General features: G+C 67.7%; 24 protein-coding genes and 2 tRNA genes. 5 read left to right on the plus strand and 21 right to left on the minus strand.

Features of this window, described 5'->3' with window-relative positions:
• Position 1 precedes the first annotated feature (1 nt).
• From pgaA to KXV01_RS11490, 7 genes are all read right to left on the minus strand, one after another.
• Entirely contained in the window at positions 2-2,029 is a 2,028-nt protein-coding gene (pgaA, locus tag KXV01_RS11460; protein ID WP_263467804.1) for a poly-beta-1,6 N-acetyl-D-glucosamine export porin PgaA, read from the minus strand.
• A 342-nt stretch (positions 2,030-2,371) separates the two neighbouring features.
• Positions 2,372-3,577 carry an MFS transporter gene (locus KXV01_RS11465; RefSeq protein WP_049440863.1) on the minus strand — a complete coding sequence of 402 codons (1,206 nt, stop codon included), beginning with the start codon at positions 3,575-3,577 and terminating at the stop codon, positions 2,372-2,374.
• 212 nt (positions 3,578-3,789) lie between these two features.
• Positions 3,790-3,866 (minus strand) — tRNA-Pro (locus KXV01_RS11470).
• 140 nt (positions 3,867-4,006) lie between these two features.
• Positions 4,007-4,083, minus strand: a tRNA-Pro gene (locus KXV01_RS11475).
• A 55-nt stretch (positions 4,084-4,138) separates the two neighbouring features.
• Positions 4,139-4,255, minus strand: coding sequence for a cytochrome bd-I oxidase subunit CydX (cydX, locus tag KXV01_RS11480; protein ID WP_005410354.1), 117 nt, complete (start codon positions 4,253-4,255; stop codon positions 4,139-4,141).
• 58 nt (positions 4,256-4,313) lie between these two features.
• On the minus strand, positions 4,314-5,465 hold the full coding sequence (gene cydB, locus KXV01_RS11485) for a cytochrome d ubiquinol oxidase subunit II (protein WP_049411665.1): 1,152 nt from the start codon (positions 5,463-5,465) through the stop codon (positions 4,314-4,316).
• Between the two features lie 15 nt (positions 5,466-5,480).
• Positions 5,481-7,070, minus strand: coding sequence for a cytochrome ubiquinol oxidase subunit I (locus tag KXV01_RS11490; protein WP_049411667.1), 1,590 nt, complete (start codon positions 7,068-7,070; stop codon positions 5,481-5,483).
• Between the two features lie 228 nt (positions 7,071-7,298).
• Here KXV01_RS11490 and cydD point away from each other — a divergent pair, with 228 nt between their 5' ends.
• Both cydD and cydC read left to right on the plus strand, forming a co-directional pair.
• Positions 7,299-9,044, plus strand: a complete 1,746-nt coding sequence (gene cydD, locus KXV01_RS11495) for a thiol reductant ABC exporter subunit CydD (RefSeq protein ID WP_111097184.1) — start codon at positions 7,299-7,301, stop codon at positions 9,042-9,044.
• Complete coding sequence (gene cydC, locus KXV01_RS11500) at positions 9,041-10,714, plus strand: thiol reductant ABC exporter subunit CydC (RefSeq protein ID WP_263467805.1); 1,674 nt, start codon at positions 9,041-9,043, stop codon at positions 10,712-10,714. The genes cydD and cydC overlap by 4 nt, the downstream gene beginning before the upstream one ends.
• A gap of 78 nt (positions 10,715-10,792) precedes the next feature.
• Here the strand turns inward: cydC and KXV01_RS11505 are convergent, their stop codons facing one another.
• The 11 genes from KXV01_RS11505 to ccmA form a co-directional block, all read right to left on the minus strand.
• Entirely contained in the window at positions 10,793-11,137 is a 345-nt protein-coding gene (locus KXV01_RS11505; protein WP_049411676.1) for a DUF1294 domain-containing protein, read from the minus strand.
• Positions 11,138-12,250 carry a homoserine O-acetyltransferase gene (locus KXV01_RS11510; RefSeq protein ID WP_049411680.1) on the minus strand — a complete coding sequence of 371 codons (1,113 nt, stop codon included), beginning with the start codon at positions 12,248-12,250 and terminating at the stop codon, positions 11,138-11,140.
• Positions 12,251-12,400: 150 nt separating this feature from the next.
• A complete protein-coding gene (locus KXV01_RS11515; protein ID WP_049459520.1) occupies positions 12,401-13,390 on the minus strand; it encodes a cytochrome c biogenesis protein in 990 nt (329 codons plus the stop codon).
• Entirely contained in the window at positions 13,384-13,833 is a 450-nt protein-coding gene (locus KXV01_RS11520; protein WP_049412441.1) for a cytochrome c-type biogenesis protein, read from the minus strand. The genes KXV01_RS11515 and KXV01_RS11520 overlap by 7 nt, the downstream gene beginning before the upstream one ends.
• A 4-nt stretch (positions 13,834-13,837) precedes the next feature.
• Complete coding sequence (locus tag KXV01_RS11525) at positions 13,838-14,455, minus strand: DsbE family thiol:disulfide interchange protein (RefSeq protein WP_049412438.1); 618 nt, start codon at positions 14,453-14,455, stop codon at positions 13,838-13,840.
• Positions 14,456-14,463: 8 nt separating this feature from the next.
• Positions 14,464-16,383 (minus strand): heme lyase CcmF/NrfE family subunit, encoded by a 1,920-nt coding sequence (locus KXV01_RS11530; protein ID WP_065178271.1) that lies wholly within the window; start codon positions 16,381-16,383, stop codon positions 14,464-14,466.
• The gene (gene ccmE, locus KXV01_RS11535) at positions 16,384-16,845 is read right to left on the minus strand and encodes a cytochrome c maturation protein CcmE (RefSeq protein WP_005417653.1); all 462 of its coding nucleotides are present in this window, start codon (positions 16,843-16,845) and stop codon (positions 16,384-16,386) included.
• Positions 16,842-17,030, minus strand: a complete 189-nt coding sequence (locus tag KXV01_RS11540; protein WP_049438350.1) for a heme exporter protein CcmD — start codon at positions 17,028-17,030, stop codon at positions 16,842-16,844. The genes ccmE and KXV01_RS11540 overlap by 4 nt, the downstream gene beginning before the upstream one ends.
• A complete protein-coding gene (gene ccmC, locus KXV01_RS11545; RefSeq protein ID WP_099496128.1) occupies positions 17,027-17,797 on the minus strand; it encodes a heme ABC transporter permease CcmC in 771 nt (256 codons plus the stop codon). Before ccmC ends, KXV01_RS11540 begins: the two co-directional genes overlap by 4 nt.
• A gap of 43 nt (positions 17,798-17,840) precedes the next feature.
• A complete protein-coding gene (gene ccmB, locus KXV01_RS11550; protein WP_099496127.1) occupies positions 17,841-18,536 on the minus strand; it encodes a heme exporter protein CcmB in 696 nt (231 codons plus the stop codon).
• Positions 18,533-19,162: a heme ABC exporter ATP-binding protein CcmA gene (ccmA, locus tag KXV01_RS11555; RefSeq protein ID WP_049438347.1), complete on the minus strand. Its 630-nt coding sequence runs from the start codon at positions 19,160-19,162 to the stop codon at positions 18,533-18,535. Before ccmA ends, ccmB begins: the two co-directional genes overlap by 4 nt.
• 187 nt (positions 19,163-19,349) lie before the next feature.
• Between ccmA and KXV01_RS11560 the strand changes: the two genes are divergently transcribed.
• The 3 genes from KXV01_RS11560 to KXV01_RS11570 all read left to right on the plus strand — a co-directional run bounded on the left by KXV01_RS11560 (position 19,350) and on the right by KXV01_RS11570 (position 21,857).
• Positions 19,350-20,498 (plus strand): pyridoxal phosphate-dependent aminotransferase, encoded by a 1,149-nt coding sequence (locus KXV01_RS11560; RefSeq protein ID WP_263467806.1) that lies wholly within the window; start codon positions 19,350-19,352, stop codon positions 20,496-20,498.
• Between the two features lie 14 nt (positions 20,499-20,512).
• Complete coding sequence (locus tag KXV01_RS11565; protein WP_263467807.1) at positions 20,513-21,319, plus strand: amidohydrolase; 807 nt, start codon at positions 20,513-20,515, stop codon at positions 21,317-21,319.
• A 103-nt stretch (positions 21,320-21,422) separates the two neighbouring features.
• Entirely contained in the window at positions 21,423-21,857 is a 435-nt protein-coding gene (locus KXV01_RS11570) for a hypothetical protein (protein WP_049414524.1), read from the plus strand.
• A 96-nt stretch (positions 21,858-21,953) separates the two neighbouring features.
• Here KXV01_RS11570 and KXV01_RS11575 read toward each other — a convergent pair whose 3' ends face one another.
• The 3 genes from KXV01_RS11575 to scpB form a co-directional block, all read right to left on the minus strand.
• Positions 21,954-22,199 (minus strand): hypothetical protein, encoded by a 246-nt coding sequence (locus KXV01_RS11575; protein ID WP_049414525.1) that lies wholly within the window; start codon positions 22,197-22,199, stop codon positions 21,954-21,956.
• 206 nt (positions 22,200-22,405) lie between these two features.
• Positions 22,406-24,040, minus strand: coding sequence for a pseudouridine synthase (locus KXV01_RS11580; protein WP_100478472.1), 1,635 nt, complete (start codon positions 24,038-24,040; stop codon positions 22,406-22,408).
• Positions 24,033-24,908, minus strand: a complete 876-nt coding sequence (scpB, locus tag KXV01_RS11585; RefSeq protein ID WP_049414527.1) for an SMC-Scp complex subunit ScpB — start codon at positions 24,906-24,908, stop codon at positions 24,033-24,035. Before scpB ends, KXV01_RS11580 begins: the two co-directional genes overlap by 8 nt.
• Between the last annotated feature and the right edge of the window lie 8 nt (positions 24,909-24,916).

The raw sequence follows: 24,916 nt of genomic DNA on the forward strand, positions 1-24,916 counted from the left end.
GTCAGTCTCCCCAGCGCAGTGCGGCTTCGAAGCCGATATGACGTTCGCGATGCCCGTCGTAGACCGGTCGCGACCAGCGCACGCCGTATTCGAGCACGCGGCCCGGACCCAGCTGCCACTCGTGCATGTAGGACACCGTCGGCACCAGCGCACTGCCGAAACCGTCCTGCCAGTAGTCACCCAGCGAGACGGTCAGGCGATGCCGGAAGTGGCGCTCGTAGTGCCGCCACAGCTGCTGGTCGATGCGCAGCCCGATCTCGACCATGCGGTCGCGCTTCGGGTTGAAGTAGGGTGCATCGTCGCGGCTGCCGCGGCTGGTGTAGGCACTGCCCAGGCCATCGATCAGCCAGCGCGGGCGGGTCAGCAGGCGTTGTTCAATGCTGATGCTGAACAGTTCGCGGTGGTTGCCATCGTCGTAACGGAAGCGGCTGGCGCCGAACGCCCAGTGGGTGAGCTCGCTGCGCCGGTAGTCCACCTGTGCGCTCACGCTGTCGGCGGTGATGCCGGCCGCGCGCGCCTGCATCGAGGCTTCCGGATCATTGCGCGCGGCCACCAGCCCGGCGTGCCAGTAATCGTTGAACTGCCAGCCGACGCCGACCCGCAGGCCGGTATCGCCGATGTGGTCGTTGGCGCGCAGGACGGCCGCTTCCGCATCCAGCTGCCCGAAGCGGTAGCGCACGCCCGCACCCAGCCACAGGGGATCGATGCGCTGGTCCTGGAAATCGGTCGAGCGCCGGTCGGCCAGGGCGAACAACCGCCAGCGGTCATCAAGGATCGGTGTCTCCACTTCCACACCGTAGTGGCGATCGTTGTTGCCCAGTGGCGAGGTGCCACCGCCACCGGAGCTGCGGCCGATGTCGGTCCATGCCTTCAGCTGCCAGCCGCGATGCGCACGCCACGCCTGGCCCATGCGTTCGACTGCCGGTTGGGTGGGATAGCGTGCAACCAGGTCATCGTGCAGCGGACGCGCCAGGTCGTCGCGCTGCAGGGCGACGTAGGCCTCTTCCATGCCCAGCCGAGGTTCGATGTCACGCGGGTCCAGCGCGTGTGCCATCTGCTGTCGCTGCAGCGCCCTGCGTGGCCAGCCGCGCATCATGTAGACGCTGCCCAGCGCACTCTGCAGTCCTCCGTTGCCGGGTGCGATGTCCACCATCGACTCCAGATCGTGCTGCGCAGTGACCAGGTCGCCGCTGTAAGCGCGCACCATCGCCAGGTTGAGATCGGCCTCGTAGCGTGACCAGTTCGCGTACGGTGATTTGCCATTGCTCCAGCGCCACGCAGGCTCCTTGTCGCGCCATGCCTGCAGCAGGTCGATCGCCTTTTCCTGCTGCTCGCTTTCCAGGTAGGCGTAGGCCAGTTCCGAATGCGAGGCGTCGCGCGCCGGATCGCCGGCGACGGCCGCCTGCAGTACCGGAATGGCTTCTTCCGGGTGCAGGGTGCCCATCAACGAATCGCCCACGGCAGGCAGCACGTAGTCGGGCAGGGTGTGGCCTTCGGCCTGCAGGGCTCGTGCTTCCTCGCGGACCTGCGCATGGCGGCCCAGCCGGTTGAGCAGGATCAGCCGGTCCATGCGGATCCGCAGTGGGGCCTGCGAGGGCGGGGTGCCTTCGCCGCCGAGGTAGCGCTGCATGCGCGCCAGGGTCGATTCGGCTTCTTCCAGGCGGCTGTCCTCGCTGCTGCTGTAGGCCAGGCTCCAGACCACGAGTTTGGCCAGGTAGTCGCCTTCCAGGCGCTGCTTCTGGGCCTCGTCGAACAGCTGCGGCCGCTGCTGGTACAGCTCCCAGGCGCGCCAGGCATTGCCGATGTCGCCCAGGGTCAGCACGCGCAGCTTGAACAGCAGATCGTCGTTGGGCTGCTGCTGGCTGGCGCGCTCGATTGCGCCGAGCGCATCCAGCCAGCGGGCCTGGTCGCGATAGCGGCCGATCTCGGCCAGGGCCGCGTCGCGGTCGGACGGAGCCGCGCTGCTGGCCCAGGCCAGAGCGGTGCATGCGAGGCCGACGCAGAGCGCCAGCCGGCGGTGGACAACCATTGGGGACCCCCTTGGCTTCCTAACCAGACAACCCGTGAAAATGTGACGCAAATCACATGCCAGTGTTTGGCGTGGCCGTGGCCCGCGTCACTCCCTTCGTGCATTCCCGCCCAGCGAAGACGGATACAACCCGGACAGCGACCTGCAATGTCTTGTCTGAAACGAGAGTCCCCCGCACACCGAGTGGTGGCCTGGGCGGCGCTGCCGCCCCCATGCCCGATGCCGGCACGCGGCAGGAAAGGGCATTCGTGGGCACTATCCGCCCGGAATTGTCAGTTCGGCGTCAAGATCGCCCGGTGTCTGACGAGCGGTAGGCGGGGCCGTCTGGCGGCCCCGGCCGGGCTACCAGAGGTCTTCCAGCTTGCGGGGCTTGCAGGCGACCCACGAGGCGCAGAGCATCAGGGTGGCGCAGCCGAACAGGAAGCTGAACGGGAGCATCCAGCCATTGCTGACGGTATGCAGCCAGCCGACCAGGAACGGGCCCAGGCAGCTGAAGCTGTAGCCCACACCCTGCATGAAGCCCGACAGCGCGGCCGAGCCGGCCGGGGTGCGGGTGCGCAGGTTGATCAGGGTCAGCGCCAGCGGGAAGGTGGACGGGCCGACGCCGAGCAGGCAGGCCCACAGCAGGGGAGCCTTCATCGGCGCCAGCAGCAGCCCGGTGAAGGCGATCACGAACGAGAAGAAGCCGATCAGCACCAGCGGGAACGGGTTCTGCATGCGTACCGCCATCGACGGAATGACCAGTGACGGCAGCAGGCCCAGTGCCGAGAACACCGCTACCATCACGCCACCGAACGCAGGCGTGCCACCGGCCTCGACCACGATGCGCGGCAGCCAGGTGAACATCGAATAGGTCATCAGTGACGTCATGCCGAACATCAGCGTCATGCTCCAGCCCAGCGACGTACGCCAGACCTTTCCGTGCGGCTGCGCGGTGGGATCGGCGGCGTCGGCCAGCGGCTTCGGTGCGCGCCTGGCCAGCACCAGCCATGGCAGCGCGGCGGCCAGTGCAAGCAGCGCCCACATGCCCAGCGACACCCGCCAGCCTGCAGCGTTGGCCACCGGTACTGCCAGCAGCGCCGGCAGCATCGTGCCCAGCTGCAGCACGCTTATGTAGAGCGTGCTCATGGTGCCGACCTTGTTGGCGAAGTAACGCTTCACCAGCGGCGGCACCACCACGTTGCCGATGCCCATGCCGGCCAGCGCGATTACCGAGCCCAGCAGCAGGCTGCCGACGTTGCCGGCGCTGGAGCGCAGCAGCAGGCCGGCCATCGCCATCAGCATCGCCAGCAGCGTCGTGCGTTCCAGGCCCAGGCGCCGCGCCAGTGCCGGCGTGGCCACGCCGAACAGCGCGAACGAGGCGGTCGGCAGCATGCCCAGCACGCCGGTCATGGTGGTACCGAAGCCGAACTGCTCGCCGAGCACGTCCAGCAGGGGCGTGATCGACGTGACTGCGGTGCGCAGGTTGATCGCTGCCAGCAGGATGGCGGCGAAAGCCAGCACGCGCCCGTGCAGCAGCGACGGCGAATCGGAAGTGGAGGAACTCATCGGTGGTCCTTGCAGGTGTCGCACGCCGCGGCAATGGCATGCAGCGCCGGCATCGGTCTACGCCGAAGCGGCAGGTGGGGGAGGTGGGCCGGCAGCGCGGCCATTGTACGTGTGCGCTCCGGCAAGGTCCCGTCATGCGGGCGGCCTGGCGCGGGGTACAAAAAAACCCGGAGGACAGTGATGTCTTCCAGGCTTCTTGGTGACCACCGAAGTGGTCGGGGAGACAGGATTCGAACCTGCGACCTCTACGTCCCGAACGTAGCGCTCTACCAGACTGAGCTACACCCCGAAGGGAGCCGCCTATTCTAGCGATTCACCCCGATGGCGGCAAGGGGTAAATGCTGGTTTCTTCACACCGCCGAAGCAGTGCCACCTCAGGGAACAAAAAAGCCTGGATGACTTCACCAGGCTTCTATGCGACCACGTGAGTGGTCGGGGAGACAGGATTCGAACCTGCGACCTCTACGTCCCGAACGTAGCGCTCTACCAGACTGAGCTACACCCCGAAGGAGCCGCCTAAGATACCGTGTGAAGGCCAAGGCGGCAAGGTTTTTTTACAGCTCAGCGACGATTTTCTTTCTCGATACGGTTCTGCTCGCGGGCTTCGAACCACATGCCGTTGAGGATGGCCACTGTCGAGGCGAGGCCGGCACCGAGAATCCAGGCGAAATACCACATGATCAGTCTCCTTCATTCCGGGTAGGTGCCGACCGTTGGTCGGCACACGTGCAAGCAATCAATACGCGTTGGGGTTGTTGCCCATCTCTTCGGTGGTGGTCTTGCCCTTCAGTACGCGGTACACCCAGGTGGTGTAGGCGAGGATGATCGGCAGGAACACCGCCGTGGCCAGCAGCATGATCCACAGGGTCAGGTGGCTGGACGAGGCATCCCACACGGTCAGGCTGGAGGTGGGCTGGCTCGAGGACGGCAGCAGGAACGGGAAGATGGCGAAGCCGACGGTCAGGATGATGCCGGCGATGGCCGCACCGGAGGCGATGAAGGCCAGGCCACCACGACGGGCACGCAGCAGCACCGCACTGGCCAGCAGACCCGCCAGGCCGAGCAGCGGGGCCAGGATCGTGGCCGGCATCGCGCTGTAGTTGCGCATCCAGCCACCGGCGGCGCCGAGTTCGGCGGTCTTCAGCAACGGATTGGTGGCGCCATCGGTAACCACCTGCGAGGTGATCTGGTAACCCGGCAGGCCGAAGGCCACCCAGGCGCCACCCACTGCGAACAGCACGAAGGCGATGATTGCCGCGATGCTGCCGAAGCGGGCCGCACGCTCGGCCACCGGGCCGTCGGTCTTCAGCACCAGCATGGCGGCACCGTGGGCGACCAGCATCGACACGCTGAGCAGGCCGGCCAGCAGCGCGAAGGGCATCAGCAGGCCGAAGAACGAGCCGGTGTAGAAGATGCGCATGCTGTCATCGAAATGGAACGGCACGCCCAGCAGCACGTTGCCGACCGCCACGCCCATGATCAGCGCCGGGATGAAGCCACCGATGAACAGCGCCCAGTCCCAGGTGTTGCGCCAGCGTTCGCTGGGCATCTTGCTGCGGAACTTGAAGCCGACCGGACGCAGGATCAGGGCGAACAGGATCACGAACATCGCCAGGTAGAACCCGGAGAAGCTGACCGCATACAGTGGCGGCCAGGCGGCGAAGATCGCGCCGCCACCCAGGATCAGCCACACCTGGTTGCCTTCCCAGACCGGGCCGATGGTGTTGATCACCCGGCGGCGTTCGGCATCAGTGCGGGCGACGAAGGGCAGCAGGGTGCCCACGCCCAGGTCGAAACCATCCATCACGGCGAAACCGATCAGCAGGATGCCGAGCAGCAGCCACCAGATCACGCGCAGCGTGGTGTAGTCCAGAAGAATGAAATCCATCTTGGTTCTCCTGCCTCAGGCCTGGCCGGCGGCCGGCGCCGAGGCAATGTGGGAAGCATGCGGCTGGGGCGACTGCAGCGACGGCAGCAGTTCGTCCGGCCCCTTGCGGATCGCCTTGAGCATCAGCTTGATCTCGACCACGATCAGCGCGGTGTAGATCGCGGTGAAGCCGGCCAGGGTCAGCACGATTTCATGCAGCGCCAGACCCGATGCCGCATAGAAGGTCGGCAGCACGCCATCGACCGCCCACGGCTGGCGACCATACTCGGCCACGAACCAGCCGCACTCGATCGCGATCCACGGTGCCGGCAGCGTCCACAGGGCCAGCTTGAGGAACCAGCGCTTGTCCTGGAAGTTGTTGCGGCACGAGTAGTAGAAGGCCAGCGCGAAGAAGGCGATCAGGTAGAAGCCCAGGCCGGCCATCACGCGGAAGGTCCAGAACAGCGGCATCACGCGCGGCACCGTGTCCATCGCCGCCTGCGAGATTTCCTGCGGGGTGGCGTTGAGGATGTCATCGCGATAGCGCTTGAGCAGCAGGCCGTGGCCCAGGTCCTGCCAGTGGCGGTCGAACATCTCGCGCGCTTCCACGTCATTCTTGTTCGCACGCAGGCGTTCCAGCGCGCCGTAGGCGAGCTGGCCGCCGCGCACGCGGTGTTCGGCGCGCTCGACCAGTTCCAGGATGCCTGGAATCGGCTGGTTCAACGAACGGGTGGCGATCAGGCCCATCAGGTAGGGGATCTTCACCGCGTAGTCGTTCTGGTGGGTGTCCTGGTTCGGGATGCCGAAGGCGGTGAAGTCGGCCGGCGCACGTTCGGTCTCCCACATCGCTTCGATCGCGGCCAGCTTCATCTTCTGGTGTTCGCTGGCGGCGTAACCGCTCTCGTCACCCAGCACCACCACCGACAGCGAGGACAGCAGGCCGAACGCTGCGGCCACCGCGAACGAACGACGGGCCAGGTCCTTGTGCTTGTTGCGCAGCAGGAACAGGGCGCTGATCGCCATCACGAACACCGCACCGGTCACATAACCGGCGCTGACGGTGTGCACGAACTTGGCCTGCGCCACCGGGTTGAACACCACCGCCATGAAGTCGACCACTTCCATGCGCATGGTTTCCGGGTTGAACACCGCACCGGTCGGGTTCTGCATCCAGCCGTTGGCGACCAGGATCCAGATCGCCGACAGGTTGGTACCCAGTGCCATCAGCCAGGTCACCATCAGGTGCTTGACCTTGCTCAGGCGGCTCCAGCCGAAGAAGAACAGGCCGACGAAGGTGGCTTCCAGGAAGAAGGCCATCAGGCCTTCGATCGCCAGCGGCGCACCGAAGATGTCACCGACGTAGTGGCTGTAGTAGGACCAGTTCATGCCGAACTGGAATTCCATGACGATGCCGGTGGCGACGCCCATGGCGAAGTTGATGCCGAACAGGACGCCCCAGAACAGGGTCATCCTGCGCCAGATCTCCTTGCCGGTCATCACGTACACGCTCTCCATGATGGCCACCATGAAGGACAGGCCGAGGGTGAGCGGTACGAATAGGAAGTGGTACATCGCGGTCAGCGCGAATTGCAGCCGCGACAGTTCTACGACTGTCTGATCAATCATGGCCTGGCTACCTCGTTGGATAGTGCCGTTGCAGGTGGCGGGAAGGGTGGTCTACGACGTGAATGATGTGACCGACTACTTCAAACAGCCTTGATCCAGATCAATGTATGAACAGGTGCCCCGGTTGATCGTATGCCAACCCGATGAAGACTGCGACCGCTGGCCGCAGAGGCCGGCCATTGCCTGCGCCTACAATGCCGTGTCTCCCCCGTTGCCCGTGAAGACCCCTTGAGCGCTGCCGAAACAACCCCCGACGCCCTGTCCCGGGACGCCGAAACGACCCGCCAGCGGCGCGCCCGCAGCGCGTGGCTGGCCGATCTGGCGCGGCCTGCTCGAGGCCGCCAGCGGCTGGCGGCACTGTGCATCAGCCTGTCCGGTGCCCTGTTGATCGGCCAGGCGGCCGCCATCGCCTGGCTGGTACAGCAGGTGCTGGTGGAGCGCGCGCCGCTGGCCTCGGGGTTGCCGGTGCTGGGCGGTCTGGCGGCGATCCTGGTGGCGCGCACGCTGCTGGGCAGCGCCACCCAGGCCGCCGCCGGTGATGTGGCCGATGCCGCGCGGCTGGCTCTGCGTGAACGCGTGTTCGGGCGCCTGCTTGGCCATGGGCCGCTGTGGCTGCGCCAGCGCCGCACCGGCGAACTGGGCGAACTGATGCTGCATCACGCTGATGCGATCGAGAGCTATTACAGCGGTTTCCTGCCGGTACGCACCGAAGTGGTGGTGGTGCCGCTGCTGATCCTGGCCGCCGTAGCCTGGGTCGACTGGGTGGTGGCGCTGATCCTGCTGCTCACTGCGCCGTTGGTACCGTTCTTCATGATGCTGGTGGGCTGGGGGGCCGAAGCGGCCGGCCGCGCGCAGCTGGGTGAGCTGGCGCGGATGAGCGGCCATTTCGCCGACCGCATCAAGGGCCTGGGCCTGCTGCGCCTGTATGGCCGCGGCGAGGCTGAGCTGGAGGGGATCGAGGCGGCTGCCGAAGGCGTACGCGTGCGCACCCTGAAGGTTCTGCGCATCGCTTTCCTCTCGTCCACGGTGCTGGAGTTCTTTGCCTCGGTCAGCGTGGCGATGGTCGCCCTGTACCTCGGGCTGAGCTATCTGGGCATGATGTCGCTGCATGCAGCGGTACCGACGCTGGGGGCGGGCCTGTTCTGCCTGCTGCTGGCGCCGGAATTCTATGCGCCGCTGCGACGGCTGGCCGCGCACTACCACGACCGTGCCAATGCGCTGGCTGCCGCTGCCGAGGTGGAGCGCCTGCTGCAGTCGCTGCCCGATGAGCAGGGCCTGATCGAGAACGAAGCTGCGCCACTGGCGGTGGAACCGGCTGAGGCCGCGCTGCCGCCGCTGCGGGCACAGGGGCTGGTGCTGCGTCCGCTGGGCGCACCGCACGATGTGCTGCGGGATCTGGACGTGCTGCTGGAACCGGGCCAGCGCCTGGCCCTGGTCGGTCCCAGCGGGGCCGGCAAGAGTACGCTGCTGGAGGCGCTGGCCGGTTGGCTGCCGCCGCGTGCCGGCAAGCTGCAGGTGCGTCCCGGCGTGCAGGTGGCCTATGCCAGCCAGCGTCCGTACCTGTTCCACGGCAGCATCGCCGACAACCTGCGCCTGGCCGATCCCGGCGCCAGCGATGCGCGCCTGCGCGCGGTGGCCGAGGCTTCGCAGGTACTGCAGTTTGCGCAGCGCCTGCCGCAGGGGCTGGATACGGTGATCGGCGAACGTGGCTTCGGCCTGTCCGGTGGTGAGGCGCGTCGCATCGGCCTGGCCCGCCTCCTGCTGCGTGATCCGCAGGTGCTGCTGCTGGATGAACCCACCGCGTTCCTGGATGCCGATACCGAAGCGGCATTGCTGCGCAGCCTGGCCGCATATGCACGTGGCCGCAGCGTGGTGGTCGCCACCCACAGCCCGGCGGTGATCGCCTGGGCCGATCGTTGCCTGCTGTTGCCGGAAGGCCGCCTGGTGGAACCGGCACAGGCGGTGCGCGCATGAGCCGTTCGCCCGATTCGCTGCGCGCGGTGTTCCTGCGTCATCGTCCGCGCCTGTTGCTGACGATCCTGTTGTTGTGGACCACGATGCTGGCCGGCACTGCATTGCTGGGCCTGTCCGGTGGCTTCCTCACTGCGGCCGCGCTGGCCGGTGCCGCAGGCCTGGGGCAGGGATTCAATTTCTTCTCGCCGTCCGCGGGTATCCGTGGCTTGACCATGGCGCGCATCGTGTCGCGCTACTTCGAAAAGCTGGTGGGCCACGATGCCACCCTGCGCATCGCCCGCGATCTGCGCGTCTGGTTCTTCCGCCGCGCGCTGCCACTGGCGCCGGCACGGCTGGGTGCTACGCGCACTGGCGAGCTGCTGGCGCGCCTGCTGGGCGACATCGGCGAGGTGGATGGCCTGCTGGTACGGGCGATCGGGCCGCTGGTGGCGCTGGGTGCGCTGTCCGTGGTGGCGGTTGCATCGGCGGCACTGATCCTGCCGTCGGCGGCAGTGCTGCTGGCGGTGCTGGCGCTGCTGATCGCCTTCGGTGTGCCGTGGCTGGGCGTGCGTGGCCACGATGAGGAAGAAGCCGACCGCGCCGCGCATCGCGCCGCATTGCGCACCGCGGCCTTTGAAGGGTTGGAAGGGGCGGGAGATCTGACCGCGCTGCATGCCGATGCCGCGTGGCAGCTGAAGGTGCGCGTGGCAGCCAAGCAGCTCGCCTCGCGCGACCGCCGCCGCCGTTGGCGCCTGATCGCGGCCTCGACCCTGCACGGCCTGGTGGCCGGGCTGGGCCTGGTGGCGATGCTGGCGTTGGCCCTGCACGCCGCCGAACAGCAGCGCATCGCGCCGGAAATGGCGGCGGGCCTCGTGTTCCTGACCGTGGCGTTGATCGAGCTGTGGGCCGGCATGGGCCTGGCCTGGCAGTCGCTGCAGTCCGGGCGCATTGCCGCCGATCGCCTGCAGGCGATCATCGAGCAACCGCCGACGGTGGACGATCCGCAAGTGCCACAGCCGGTGCCGCAAGCCGCGCGCGTGCATTGGGACGATGTGCATTTCCAGTGGCCGGGCGCGGCGCGGCCGGTGCTGTCCGGCCTCCAGCTGACCCTGGCGCCAGGCGAACGCATCGCCATCCGCGGCGACAGCGGCAGTGGCAAGACCACGCTGTCCAGCCTGCTGCTGCGGCTGTGGGATCCGCAGCAGGGGCGAATCACCTATGGTGGCCGCGACCTGCGCGACTTCGCCCAGGCTGAGTGGCACCAGCAACTGGCGTGGCTGCCACAGAACGCACCGGTGTTTGCCGGCAGCGTGGCAGAAAACCTGCGGTTGGGTGATCCCGATGCCAGCGACGCAGCGTTGTGGGCGGTGCTGCGTCGGGTGCGCCTGGGCGACTGGGCCGGGAACAATGGTGGCCTGCAGACCTGGGTGGGCGAGAACGGCGCGACGATGTCGGCCGGCCAGGCGCGGCGGTTGGCACTGGCGCGCGCGCTGCTGCGCAATGCGCCGATCCTGCTGCTGGACGAACCGACCGAAGGCCTGGACGTGGATACCGCACGTGCGCTGCTGCAGGACCTTTCCGGGTTGCTGGACGGGCGCAGCCTGTTGATGATCACCCACGACGACCTGCCCGAAGGCGTGGTCGATGCGCAGTACCGGTTGCGTGATGGGGCTCTGGTCCGCGAAGCGTGAATGGTAGTGCCGGCCGCTGGCCGGCAATTGGAGCGTATGAGGTTGCCGGCCAGCGGCCGGCACTACCGATTGCGGGCGTTACCGCGAGAACTCGCGCAGCAGTACCGCGATCGAGGCCACGTTGGCCAGCACGCACAGCCAGAACACCCATTGGAACGCGGCCTTGCGGTGCTTGTGGCGGAACATCGCCTGGCCCAGCAGTGCGCCGGGCCAACCACCGGCAAAGGCCAGCAGCTGCAGGGTGCGCTCGGGAATACGCCACTGCTTTCGCTGCGCCGCGCGCTTGTCATGGCCATAGAGGCCGAACGACACCGCGCTGGCCAGCAGGCACCAGCCGCCCAGCCACAGCGGCAGCACGCCGCTGATCATCAGCGCGATCAACGCGCCGAACGCGGCCAGTGCGAGGTTACGCCGCCACGCCACTTACAATGCGTCGAGGAAGCCGCGCACGGCCGGGCCGAAACGCTCGAAATCGACGAGGAAGGCGTCATGGCCCTGCGGCGATTCCAGGCCGATGAAGTGCGCATCGGCGCCGCCGGCGCGCAGGCCATCGGCAACCTGTTGCTGCTGCTGCACGGGGAACAGGATATCGGTGTTCGCGCCGATCGCCAGCGCCTTCTCCACACGGATCTTCGCAAGCCCGGCCAGCACGTCGCCGTCGGCATACTCGGCCAGGTCGAACCAGTCCATCGAGCGGCTCAGGTACAGGTAGCAGTTCGGATCGAAGAAACGCACGAAGCGCCGTGCGTGGCCTTCCAGATAGCTTTCCACCTGGAATTCCAGGCCGAACGGATCGTCGTCGGTCTGGTCCGAATCCAGCCGCACGCGGCCGAAGCGGCCATCCCACTCCAGAGCCGAGCGGTAGGTGATCACGCCCAGCTTGCGCGCCATGCGCATGCCGGACTCGGGGTACTCGGCATCGTTGTAGTGGCCGCCATTCCAGCGCGGGTCAAGGCGGATCGCCTCGCGCTGCAGCGAGCGGATCGCGATCGAGAACGGCAACGCCTGCGCGCTGCCGGAAATGTTGACGTGGCTGCGCGCGATGCCCGGATGCAGCATCAGGATGGCAAGGGCCGTCATGCCGCCCATCGAGTTGCCGACCACGCAGGCCAGCTGCCCGATGCCCAGCGCACGCACGACTTCGATCGCGGCGCGAGCGCCGTCTTCGATCGACAGCTCGGGGAAGTCCAGGCGGTAGGGCTCACCGTTGGCCGGGTTGAGCGAAGCGGGGCCGGTCGAGCCCTTGCAGCTGCCCAGCGAATTCACGCACACCACGAACCAGCGGTTGGTATCGATGGGTTTGTCGGGGCCAACCATCGCTTCCCACCAGCCCGGTGCCGGATTGGCCTCGTTGGCCGCCGCATGCGCATCCGGCGACAGGCCGGTCACGATCAGGATCGCATTGCTGGCGTCAGTCGCCAGCGTTCCCCAGGTCTCGTAGGCCACCCGTGCACCATGCAGGGCGCCACCGCGCTTGAACGGGAAGGGCGAGGGCAGGGCGTGGAAGCGGGTGCCGGGTGGGATGAATTCGGTCATGCACGCATTCTAGCGGGGCCGCATGTGGAGCTGGCGACACGCTGGTTTCCATCGGCGATGCAGGTAGTGCCGGCCGCTGGCCGGCAACCTCATGAATCCTGATGCGCCTGCGTGGTTGCCGGCCAGCGGCCGGCACTACCGGGCGGCGCGTTATGGAAACCGCAGCTCCACCACGCCCTCATGCGGCAGGCTTACCTTCACCGGAACGCTCTGCAGGTCGTCCTCGCTGCGATTGGCACTGCCGGTGCGCGAGATGCGTGCCAGCACTTCCACTTCGCGATGGGCCGACAGCGGTGTGGTTGGCATCGGACTGTCACCGTCACCCAGCCCGACCGTGTCCGGGAATCCGCTCAGCGGCAGCTTGCGAGCGGCCACCGGCATCGGCGGGCCGCCGACGGCACGGGCCAGCACGAACACCTGGGTGCTGGCTGGCCACTCGGCGTTCTTCAGTGCCGGCAGCTGCACGCGCACCTGCAGCAGCGCCGGTGGCGCCGCAGCGCCAGCATCGGGCGCCTGGCCGGCGGCCTCGCGGGCAATCGCGATCTGCGCCTGCAGCGCCTGCGCGGCACCCGGTTCCAGTCGCGGCAGCAGGCCGCTCCACACGTCCGCAGCCTCGGCGTTCTTTCCGCGTTGCCGCAGGGCGATGCCCAGCAGCCAGCTGGCGCGCTCGGCGTCGGGGGCCTGTGTACGTGCCTGCTGCAACCAGGCCATCGCGGTGTCATCGAACTGCTTGCCGGCATCAGCCTGCGCGCGCGCCTGCGCGGCTTCCACCAGCACGCCCGGATCATCCGGTGCCAATTCGGCGGCCTTCGCGAAGGCGTCTGCCGCAGCTGAGGCATTGCCCAGTTCGGCCTGCGAACGCCCGAGCAATGCCCAGCCATCGGCACGCTGAGGGTCGCGCTTCAGTGCATCCTGCAGGGCCTGCACGCCATCGCGCAGGGTGGCTACCGACGGCGTCGGCTGTACCTGTGCTGCACGCGGATCACCGATCAGCAGGTACAGGCAGGCACCGGCCACGCCCAGTGCGAACACGCCGACCACGAAACCGCGGCGACCGTGGTGGCGCAACGGCCACAGCACCAGGGCTGCCATCAGCGCAGCAACCAGACCGGCCAGCACCGGCAGCCAATGGTTCACCATTCGTCTCCTTCATCGGCCTTGCCGGCCGGCGCCGCGCCGACGGCGCGTCCACGTCGGCGGACGATGCCCAGCACCACCAGTGCACCGGCGCCGAGGACCAGCAGGGGGCCACCCCACAGCAGCCAGGTGCCCGGCTGCAACGGTGGTTGATAGAGCACGAACTCACCGTAGCGCGCGACCAGGAACTGCTTGATCTGTGCGTCGTCGTGTCCCTGCTGCATCAGCTGCAGCACCTCGCGGCGCAGGTCCTGGGCGATCTGCGCGTTCGAATCGGCCAGCGACTGGTTCTGGCACTGCACGCAGCGCAGCTGCGCGGCCAGGTCATGGAAGCGGCGTTCCTCGGCGTCATCGCGGAACTGCAGCGGCTGCGGATCGTGCAGCGGCTGCTGGGCCAGCGCGGCCAGCGGCAGCGTCAGAAGCAGCAACGCCAGCAGCCAGCGCATGGGTTCAGGGCGCCGTATGCAGGGTGTTGCCGGCACTGCCCTGCGCTTTCTCGATCTTCTGCAGTGCCGGGATCAGCTTCTCGTCGACCACGCGCTGGGTCATCGCTCCACTGTACTTCCAGCGCACGATGCCACTGCCATCGACCAGGAACGTCTCCGGTGCGGCGGTCACGCCCCAGTCGATCGCGGTGCGGCCCTCGACGTCGCTGAGCACGACCATGAACGGGTTGCCCAGCTGTTCCAGCCAGTGCAGCGCGTCAGTCGGGTCATCCTTCCAGTTGTAGCCGATCACGCGCACGCGCTTGCTTTCTGCGAAACGGGTCAGCACCGGGTGTTCTTCACGGCAGGCCGCGCACCAGCTGCCCCAGACGTTCAGCAGATAGGGCGCGCCGCGCAGCTCATCGCTGCGCACGATCATCGCCGGGTCGTGCAGCACTGGCAGCGCGAACGCCGGCGCCGGCTTGTCGATCAGTGCCGACGGCAGTACGTCGCGCTGCGGGTCGCCCGACTTCATCACCCCATAGATCATCAGCCCGAGCAGGCCGAAGAAGAACAGCACGCCGATCACGATGGCTACCGGCGGCAGCGGGCGGGAGGGACGCGGGGCGGGGGACTCGGACATGGGAACTCCTACGGACGACGGAAACGGCGGTCGGCGGCGGTGATGAATCCGCCCAGGGCCATCAGCAGCGCGCCGAGCCAGATCCAGCGCACGAACGGCTTGATGTGCACCCGGACCGCCCATGCATTGTTGCCCAGCGGCTCGCCCAATGCCACGTAGACATCGCCGTCGAAGCGTGCATCGATGCCGGCCTCGGTCATCACCTGGCCGCCGCTGGCGTACTGGCGCTTCTCGGGATGCAGCAGGGCCTGCTCGCGGCCGTTGCGGAACACCCGCAGGTGGCCTCGATCAGCGATGAAATTCGGCCCTTCACGATGGTCCACGCCTTCGAAGCGGACTTCGTAGCGACCGACCACCAGCTGCTGGCCCGGTGCCAGCGCCACTTCACGCTGTACGTTCAGCGCTTCGACCAGCAGGGCGCCGGCCAGGAACACCGCGATGCCGGCGTGGGCGACGATCATGCCGAGCATCTCGGCGGTGAAGCGGCCATTTCCGCGCAGGCGCTGCCAGACGAAGCGTGCGGTGCCGAGTGCGACCCAGGCCGCAGCGGCGACGCCGATGCCGGCCTTCCAGCCGTTCTGCGGCGCCTGCCACCAGGCCAGCGCGCCCAGCAGCAGCGCCAGTCCCAGCCAAGGTGCCAGCAGCGCGAAGGCGCGCGAGGGCTGGTCACGCTGCCATTTCACCAGCGGGCCGAACGGCAGCAACAGGATCATCGGTGCCATCAGCAGCAGGAACAGGCTGCCGAAGTAGGGCGGGCCGACCGAGATCTTGCCCAGCGACAGCGCATCGGCCAGCAGCGGGTACAGCGTGCCCAGCAGCACCATTGCGCAGGCGGTGGCCAGCAGCAGGTTGTTGGCCAGCAGCAGGGTCTCGCGCGAGGTGGCGGTGAAGCCACGGCGCGGATCGTCGGCGTCCACGCTCAGCTGGCTGGCACGCAGCGCATACAGCAGCAGGCTGCCGCCCACCAGCACCGACAGGAACACCAGGATGAACAGGCCGCGCGAGGGATCGGCGGCGAACGAATGCACGCTGGTCAGCACGCCCGAGCGCACCAGGAAGGTGCCCAGCAGTGACAGCGCGAAGGCGGCGATCGCCAGCAGCAGGGTCCAGCTGCCGAAGGTGCCGCGCTTTTCAGTGACGGCCTGTGAATGGATCAGTGCCGCACCGACCAGCCACGGCATGAAGCTGGCATTTTCCACCGGGTCCCAGAACCACCAGCCGCCCCAGCCCAGCTCGTAGTAGGCCCACCAGCTGCCCAATGCGATGCCCAGGGTCAAAAAGCCCCAGGCAACGTTGGTCCACGGCCGCGTCCAGCGCAGCCAGCGCGCATCCACGCGACCTTCCAGCAATGCCGCCACCGCGAACGCGAACGGCACCGCAAAGCCCACGTAACCGATGTACAGCATCGGCGGGTGGATGATCAGGCCCGGATCCTGCAGCAGCGGATTGAGGTCGCGGCCTTCCAGCGGCGCCGGGTTCAGGCGCAGGAACGGATTGGAGGTGAAGATCAGGAAGGCGAGGAAGCCGACGCTGACGATGCCCATCAGCGCCAGTACGCGCGCCTGCACCGATGCCGGCAGGTGCCGCGAGAACAGCGCCACCGCGCCGGTCCACAATGCCAGCACCAGCGCCCACATCAGCAGCGAGCCCTCGTGCGCGCCCCACACCGCCGAATAGCGGTAGATCAGCGGCAGCAGCGAATTGGAGTTCTCGGCCACGTAGCGCACCGAGAAATCCTGCTGCACGAACGCGGCGGTCAGCACCGCGAAGGCGCCGGCCAACAGCAGCAGCTGCGCGAAGGCGGCAGGCCGCGCCACCGCCATCCATGCCGCGTTGTTGCGATGCGCACCGACCAGCGGCAGGCCGGCCTGCAGCAGCGAGGCCAGCAACGCACACAACAGCAGGATCTGACCCAGTTCGGGCAGCACTCAGCGCACCTCGGGGGCCGTCACCGGCACGTCGTGCTTGCGATGGGCATCGCCCATCTTGTCGGCCACTTCCTTCGGCACGTACTTCTCATCGTGCTTGGCCAGCACTTCGTCGGCGACGAAGACACCGTCCTGCAGGCGGCCACTGGCGACCACCGCGGTGCCTTCGGCGAACATGTCCGGCAGGATCCGCGAGGTGGTCACCGCCAGCTGTGCATCGCCGTCGGTCACTTCGAAGCGCGCCTCCAGCGAGCCGACCGGGCGGTTGAAGGAGCCCTTCACCACCATGCCGCCCAGGCGGAAACGCGACTGTGCATCGACATCGCCGCGCAGCACTTCCGAAGGGGTGTACAGGTAGGCGATGTTGCGCTCGAGCGCCATCGCCACCAGCGCGGTGGCCAGGCCGGAGGCGAGCAGGGCCAGCAGCACCCACACGAGGCGGCGACGCTGTACCGGGGTCATCGTTCGAGCTCCGTCGACAGCGGCGGCACCGCGTCCTGCCTGCCGGCGCGGGTCTGCTGGCGCTGCTGGCGGGCCAGTGCCAGCCGGCGCGCCACGCGCAGGCGCAGCCACGAACCGAGGGCATCGGCGCCGAGCACCAGCACGAATACGGCGTAGGCGCCGATCACATAGGGCAGGTGGGTCATGGCTGGGCCTCCCGGGAGGCGCGCGCGGTATCGACACGGCCGCCGACCCAGGCCTTGCCGGCCTCGCGGTCGAGATTGTCGGCGCGGGCCTTGGCCAGCACCGAACCGGCAAACCAGAACTTGGTGCCGATCACCATCCACCACAGCGGCGCGATCATCGCGCTGCTGATCGCCGATTCACCGAACACGTTGATCGACTGGCGCTGGTGCAGGCCGCCCCACCAGTCCACCGAATAGCGGATCACCGGCAGCAGGCTGACACCTACAATGGCCAGCAGGCCAGCGGCGCGCGCGGCGCTGCGGCGGTCCTCGATGGCGTGGTACAGGCCGATCACGCCCAGGTACAGGAACAGCAGTACCAGTTCGCTGGTCATGCGCGGGTCCCAGTCCCACCAGGTGCCCCAGGTGCCCTTGCCCCAGATGCTGCCGGTCAGCAGGGTGATCAGGGTGAAGCCGGCGCCCATCGGCGCGCAGGCCATGGCCAGGATCTCGCAGATCTTGATCCGCCAGATCAGCGCGATCGCGGCATACAGCGCCATCAGCGCGAACACGAACAGGCTCATCCAGGCACTGGGCACGTGGATGTAGAGGATGCGGAAGCTGTCCAGCTGCTTGGCTTCCGGCGGCACCACCAGCAGCGCCTGCCACATGCCGACCAGCAGCACCGGTACTGCAGCAAGGTAGAACACCCGCGACCAGCGGGCAGCGAAACGGTCGAACGTGGGAGGCGAACCGAGTTGGTGGAACCAGCGGACAATCGGATTCATGCGTGGCGGCTATCCAGCAGGGGTGGATTGGCTCTCAGCTCGGTCAACTCAGAGAAATACGTATTGCAGCGGCGGTGGCCAGCGGCGCCAGCACCAGCGCAAGCAGCAGGCCGGCGCCCAGCATCAGCAGCGCACCGACCGGATCCTGCCCGCGCCCGGCTGCCGCCAGGCTGCCTGCGCCGAACACCAGCACCGGCACGTACAGCGGCAACGACAGCAGCGCCACGAGAATACCAGAGCGCCGGATGCCAACGGTCAGTGCGGCGACCACGCCACCGATCAGGCTCAGCAAGGGCGTGCCCAGCAGCAACGATGCCAGCAACATCGGCAGTTGGTCATGCGGCAGATGCAGCATTTCGGCCAGCAGCGGGCTGACCACGATCAGCGGCAGCGCAGTGGTGGCCCAATGCAGCAGTACGCGCACCAGCACCAGCCAGGCCAGCGGCACCGGCGCCAGCAGCCATTGTTCCAGCGAGCCATCTTCGGCGTCGGAACGGAACAGCGAATCCAGCGCCAGCTGTCCCGCCAGCAGCACCGCCAGCCACAGCACCGCACCGGCGGTGGCGCTCAGCAGTTTCGGTTCGCGGCCCTGGGCCAGCGCGAACAGCACCACCACCAGTACCGCAAACAGCAGCGGCTGCAGCGCATCCCCACGGCGGCGCCAGAGCAGGCGCAGGTCGCGCTTGAGCAGGGCGCCTGCGGTCTGCCACAGGCCCGGTTCTGTGCCCGGCGCGATCATGCGGCACCGCCGAGGTCGAGCTGGCGGGTACGCACCGGCGGTGCGGCATAGGCGCCATGGGTGGTGACCAGCGCAGCGCCACCGGCGCGCAGGTGCGCCGAGATCATCCGGTTGACCAGGGTGATGCCCTCCAGGTCGAGGTTGGCGTAGGGTTCGTCGAGCAGCCACAGCGGCGCCGGCGACAGCCAGATGCGCGCCAGTGCCAGCCGCCGCTTCTGTCCGGCCGACAGGTGCCGTACCAGGGTGTCCTCGTAACCGGCCAGGCCGACGATGGCCAGTGCGTTGCCGGGCATCTGCCGCGCGCGGCGCCCATGCAGGCCACACAGAAAGTGCAGGTTCTCCAGCGTGCCGAGGTCCGGCTTCAGCGCCGGCAGGTGGCTGAGATAGGCGACATAGCGCGCACGCTCGGCGTTGCTGGCGGGCTTGCCGTCGATCCGCACCTGGCCGGTGCCGGGCCGGGCCAGGCCGGCCAGCACGCGCAGCAGGGTGGTCTTGCCGGCGCCGTTGCCACCCTGCACCAGCAGGGCTTCACCCGCGTCCACATGGAAGTCCAGCGGGCCGAACACCGGCTCGTCATTGCGGGAGAAGCTCAGGCCGCTGGCGGCCAGCAATGCAGGGGTGTCCAAGGGGCAGGGGTCTTCATGCCGGAGTGCGGTCGCAATTGTAGCGGTGAATGCCGACGGTAGTGCCGGCCGCTGGCCGGCAGATGCGACCCGACGTCGCAGATCGTCCCAGGGGTGCCGGCCAGCGGCCGGCACTACCGACGCGTGGATTGCGTAAACTCGGAGGCCTTGTTCCCCACAGTCCAGGCCGATGCAACCCACCACCAAGCTGCCCAAGGTCGGTACCACGATCTTCACCGTGATGTCCCAGCTCGCCGCCGAACACGGCGCGGTCAACCTGGGCCAGGGTTTCCCGGACTTTTCCGCGCCGCAGCGCCTGATCGACGAGACCGCCAGGGCGATGGCCGCCGGGCTGAACCAGTACCCGCCGATGACCGGCGTGGCGCCGCTGCGCCAGGCCATCGCGCAGAAGGCGCTGGACTGCTACGGCGTGCAGGTGGATGCGGACAGCGAGATCACCGTCACCAGCGGCGGCACCGAGGCCATCTTCAACGCCATCCACGCCGTGGTGCGTGCGGGCGAGGAAGTGATCGTGCTCGACCCGGCCTACGACTGCTACGAGCCGGCGATCGACCTGGCCGGCGCCAAGGCGGTGCATGTGTCGCTCGATCCGCAGACGTTCGCTGTCGATTGGGACCGCGTGCGTGCAGCGATCACCCCGCGCACCCGCATGTTGATCGTCAACACCCCGCACAATCCGTCCGGCGCGATGCTGTCGGCGCAGGACATGCAGGCGCTGGCCGAGCTGCTGCGTGGCACGCAGATCTACCTGATTTCCGATGAAGTGTATGAGCACATCATCTACGACGGCCGTCGCCATGAGTCGGCGCTGCGCTACCCGGAGCTGCGCGAGCGCGCGTTCGTGATCTCCAGCTTTGGCAAGACCTACCACTGCACCGGCTGGAAGATCGGTTATGCGATCGCCCCGCCGGCGCTGACCGCCGAGTTCCGCAAGGTGCACCAGTACAACACCTTCACCAGCTTCGGCCCGGCGCAATACGGCTTCGCCGCGATGATCCGCGATGAGCCGGAACACCACCTGGAACTGGGCGCGTTCTACCAGGCCAAGCGCGACCGCTTCCGCGAGCAGCTGGCCGGTACCCGCCTGAAGGCGCTGCCGGTGCCGGGCGGCTACTTCCAGCTGGTCGACTACTCGGCCATCAGCGACCTGCCGGACCATGAGTTCGTGAAGTGGCTGACCATCGAGAAGGGCGTGACCGCGATCCCGCTGTCGCCGTTCTACGAGACTCCTCCGGCCGGCCAGCGCCTGGTGCGCCTGTGCTTTGCCAAGAACGAAGCGACCATGGACGCGGCGATCGAACGCCTGCGCCTGCTGTGAGCGGAGGCGTAGACATGCAGGACCTGCGCATTTCCCTCGTACAGGGCGACACCCGCTGGCACGATCCGGCCGGCAACCGCGCCTACTACGGCGCGCTGCTCGCACCGCTGGCTGGCACCACCGACCTGGTGATCCTGCCGGAGACCTTCACCAGTGGTTTCTCCAACGAGGCCATCGCCCAGGCCGAAGGCATGGACGGCCCGACCGTGGCCTGGGTGCGCGAACAGGCGAAGGCGCTGGACGCGGCGGTGATCGGCAGCGTGCAGCTGCGCGACGGCGAGGGCGTCTACAACCGCCTACTGTTCGCCACGCCCGATGGCGGGCTGCAGCACTACGACAAGCGCCACCTGTTCCGTTACGGCGGTGAGCACGAGCGCTATGCCGCTGGCCGTGAGCGCCTGAGCGTGGAATGGAAGGGCTGGCGGATCAATCCGCAGGTCTGCTACGACCTGCGCTTCCCGGTGTTCTGCCGCAACCGCTACAACGTGGAGCGTCCTCAGCAGCTGGACTTCGACCTGCAGATCTTCGTCGCCAACTGGCCGTCGGCGCGCGCCTATGCGTGGAAGACCCTGCTGCGCGCGCGTGCGATCGAGAACCTGTGTTTCGTGGCAGCGGTGAACCGCGTTGGCGTGGACGGCAACCAGCTGCACTACGCCGGCGACAGCGCGGTGCTGGATTTCCTCGGCCAGCCGCAGGTGGAGATCCGCGAACGCGAACAGGTGGTGACCACCACCATTTCGGCCGAAGCACTGGCTGCACATCGTGCGCGTTTCCCTGCGATGCTCGATGCTGATGCCTTCCACCTGGACGAACAGGCCTGAGCGACGGCCTGAACACCACCGCACCAGCGCGCGCGCCTGCATCCAACGTGCACGCGCGCGCTGCTAGATTCGCCGGCAGTCCGACCGAACTGGAAGTCCCGCCATGAACAAGCCCTTCGCCCTGCTGCTGGCCCTGTCCGCTGCCACGCTGGCTCCAGCCGCGCACGCTGCCGGCAATCTCGACTGCCAGCTGCGCTACAACCTGTCCGGCTGGTCGCTGATCTACAAGACCGCGTCCGGCACCGGCACGGTCACCTGCAGCAATGGCGCCAGCATGCCGGTGCGTATCGAAGTGAAGGGCGGCGGCCTGACCGTGGGCAAGTCGAAGATCACCAATGGGCGTGGCAGCTTCACCGGCGCCGTGAGCGTCAATGAGCTGCTGGGCACCTACGCCTCGGTCGGTGCGCATGCCGGCGCGGTGAAATCCAGCAATGCGCAGGTGATGACCAAGGGCGACATCTCGTTGGCCCTGTCCGGCACCGGCAAGGGCTGGGACCTGGGCGTGGACGGCGCCGCCTTCACCATCAGCCGGCGCTGACAACAAAAAAGGGGACGGAGGGGATTAAGTCGTTTTTGCCTAGCCAATTCACAATGTGGCAAAAACGACTTAATCCCCTCCGTCCCCTGTTTTACATCAGGCGCCGTCGGTGTTCGTGCGTACATTGAGTTTCCAGCGGATGCTGCCCTGCTGGGTCGAGTGCTGATGGTGCGACTGCGGCGGGAAGGGGTCGTTCTGATTGCTCGTGATCTCGCGCCTGCAGCCAAGGCAGACGTAGATGCCTGAAACGGGAACAGTGTGGCCCGGGCCGTAGACTGTGTTCCACCAGATGTTGGTGGGATTTACCAGTGTCAGCACAGAGCCGCTGGTATGCCATGCCATCGTCGTTTCCTTATGCGGGGAGACGCTTCATGATAGGCGTTCATCGCGTTGCTCGCGTCGACCTGTGGCACTAATTGCACGTTTTCAAAGAATTCCTAGTACTCGCCTTGCGTCCGCCCATGGCGTGGATCCACCCGCGGGTCGATCTACCAGGCAAAGAAAAACCCCGGCCGGAGCCGGGGTTTTCATTTCAGTCGGGCCGCTGATCAGCCGCCGCGCGGGCCGCTGCGGCGCGGACCGCCGGGACCGCGGTTGCCACCGGGGCCACCCGGGCCACGGTTGCCACCCGGACCGCCGGGGCCGCGATTGCCACCCGGCCCACGGTTGCCGCCACCCGGACCACGACCGCCCGGACGGGCGCCGCGCGCCGGCTTCGGGCTGCCATACGGGTTGAAACCCGGGGTTGCATGGTCGGACGGGAAGCTCGGGGCGTTGCCCGGATGGCCGTACGGGTGCTTGTTGCCCTGGCCCTGCGAGCGGTTGCCCGCACCGGCCGGCCGGCCCTGGCCGCCTGCGCCACCACGGCCTTCGCCACCGAAACCGCCACGGCCCTGACCGCCACCGGCGCCAGCACCCGGGCCCTTCGGCTTGCCGTACGGGCGGCCCTGGCCGCCTGCGCCCGGACCACGGGCACCCGGGCCACGTGCGCCCGGACCGGCATTGCGATGGCCGCTCGGGCCGGTGCTCACGCCATCGGGCACGTACCAGGTGCGGAACGCCGCCGGATTGCCTTCCGGCAGCGAACGATCGTTCTTCTGGGCGCGCTGCTTGAACGGCTTCTGCGACTGCTTGGCTGCCGCTTCACCGCTGACCGTCAGGCCGCCCTTGAAGCCGCCGCCCTTGCCACCGCGGCCACGGCCGCGGTCTTCGCGGACGTTGTCGAAGCGGCGCAGCTCACGGCCTTCGTCGGCGGTGTTGTGGCCATTGACGTAGGCATTGCCGCGGCCACCTTCGCGCACGCGCACAGTGGTCTTTGCGGCGCGGCGCTGGCCGATCACCGGCTGCAGCGTCAATGCCGACGGTGCGCCTTCTTCCAGCTTCAGCTGCGCGCGCAGCGCTTCCACCTGGGCGGTGCCCAGTTCCACCGAATGGCCACGGGCCAGTTCGCGCGGCAGGCTCACCTTGCCATAGCGGGTGCGCTTCAGGCGGCTGACCTGGCAGCCCTGCGATTCCCACAGGCGGCGCACTTCGCGGTTGCGGCCTTCCTTCACCACGACGCGGAACCAGTCGTGGGAATCGGTGCCGCCGATGCGTTCGATCTCATCGAACTTGGCCGGACCGTCTTCCAGTGCGACGCCACGGCCGAGGCGGTCGACGATGGCGTCGGAGACCTTTTCCTCGCCTTCCGGTGCACGCACGCGCACCACGTACTCGCGCTCGACCTCGAACGACGGGTGCATCATGGCGTTGGCCAGCTCGCCGTCGGTGGTGGCCAGCAGCAGGCCGGTGGTATTGATGTCCAGGCGACCGATGGCGATCCAGCGCGCGCCCTTCAGCGGCGGCAGCGACTCGAACACGGTCGGGCGGCCTTCGGGATCTTCGCGGGTGGTCACCTGGCCTTCCGGCTTGTTGTAGACCAGCACGCGCGACGGTTCGGCCAGGGCAGTGGCGACGAAGCCACGGCCATCCAGTTCGATCCTGTCGCCGCTCTTGACCGACATGCCGGTCTGCGCGACTTCACCGTTGACCTTGACCAGGCCTTCGGCGATGCGCTGTTCCAGCGCGCGGCGCGAGCCGAGGCCGGCCTGGGCCAGCACCTTGTGCAGGCGCTCTTCCAGCTTGAACTGTTCGGAGGTGGCTTCGCGCTTCAGCGAGAGCTTGTTACGGGGGGTGTCACTCATCAGTTTTGCTCCGGCCGACGGTTTCGAGGTCGGCCTCTGGTTCGGAATCGGCTTGGTCAACAGCCACGGTCGTCATCGCGACGGCGTTGTCTTCGCGTTCGTTCACTGGCACCGCGCGCTCGCCCGGCGCGGAATCGGGGTGCCCATCATCGAGGGGCGAAGGTGCTTGCTCATCGGAGGCCGATGCAGGGGCTGCATTGGCGGAATCGGGGGTGTCACTGCCGGCCAGGCCGGCGTCATCGTTCGCGGCAACGCCATCGGCGCCGGCCGAGATGTCTGGACCCTCGGCACCGGCCACGGGCGGTGCATCACGGTCCAGGGCCAGCTGCGGTTCCAGCTCACCCAGGTCCTTCAGTTCCGACAGCGGCGGCAGTTCGTCCAGCCGCTTCAGCCCGAAGTAGTCCAGGAAGCCCTTGGTGGTGCCGAACAGCGCCGGCTTGCCGGGCACGTCGCGGTGGCCGACCACGCGGATCCATTCGCGTTCTTCCAGCGCCTGGATGATGTTGCTGCTGACCGCCACGCCGCGCACCTGCTCGATCTCGCCGCGGGTGATCGGCTGCCGGTAGGCGATCAGCGCCAGGGTTTCCAGGGTGGCGCGGGTGTATCGGGTCTTGCGTTCGGTCCACAGCCGGCTGATCCAGCCATGTACTTCGCCGGTGACCTGGTAGCGGAAGCCGGAGGCGACCTCGACCAGTTCCACGCCACGACCTTCGCAGGCCTCGCGCAGGCGCTCCAGCGCACGTTCGATGCTGCCCGGCGGTGCCGGTTCCTCTTCCGGAAACAGGTCCTTCAGCTGGGCCAGGGTGAGTGGCTGGCTGGAGGCCAGCAGGGCACCCTCGACAATGCGGTCGATCAGCGATTGATCCATCGGCAGTC

This window comes from Stenotrophomonas sp. Ps181, from assembly GCF_025697425.1.
In the GTDB taxonomy this organism is placed as follows: Bacteria; Pseudomonadota; Gammaproteobacteria; order Xanthomonadales; family Xanthomonadaceae; genus Stenotrophomonas; species Stenotrophomonas sepilia.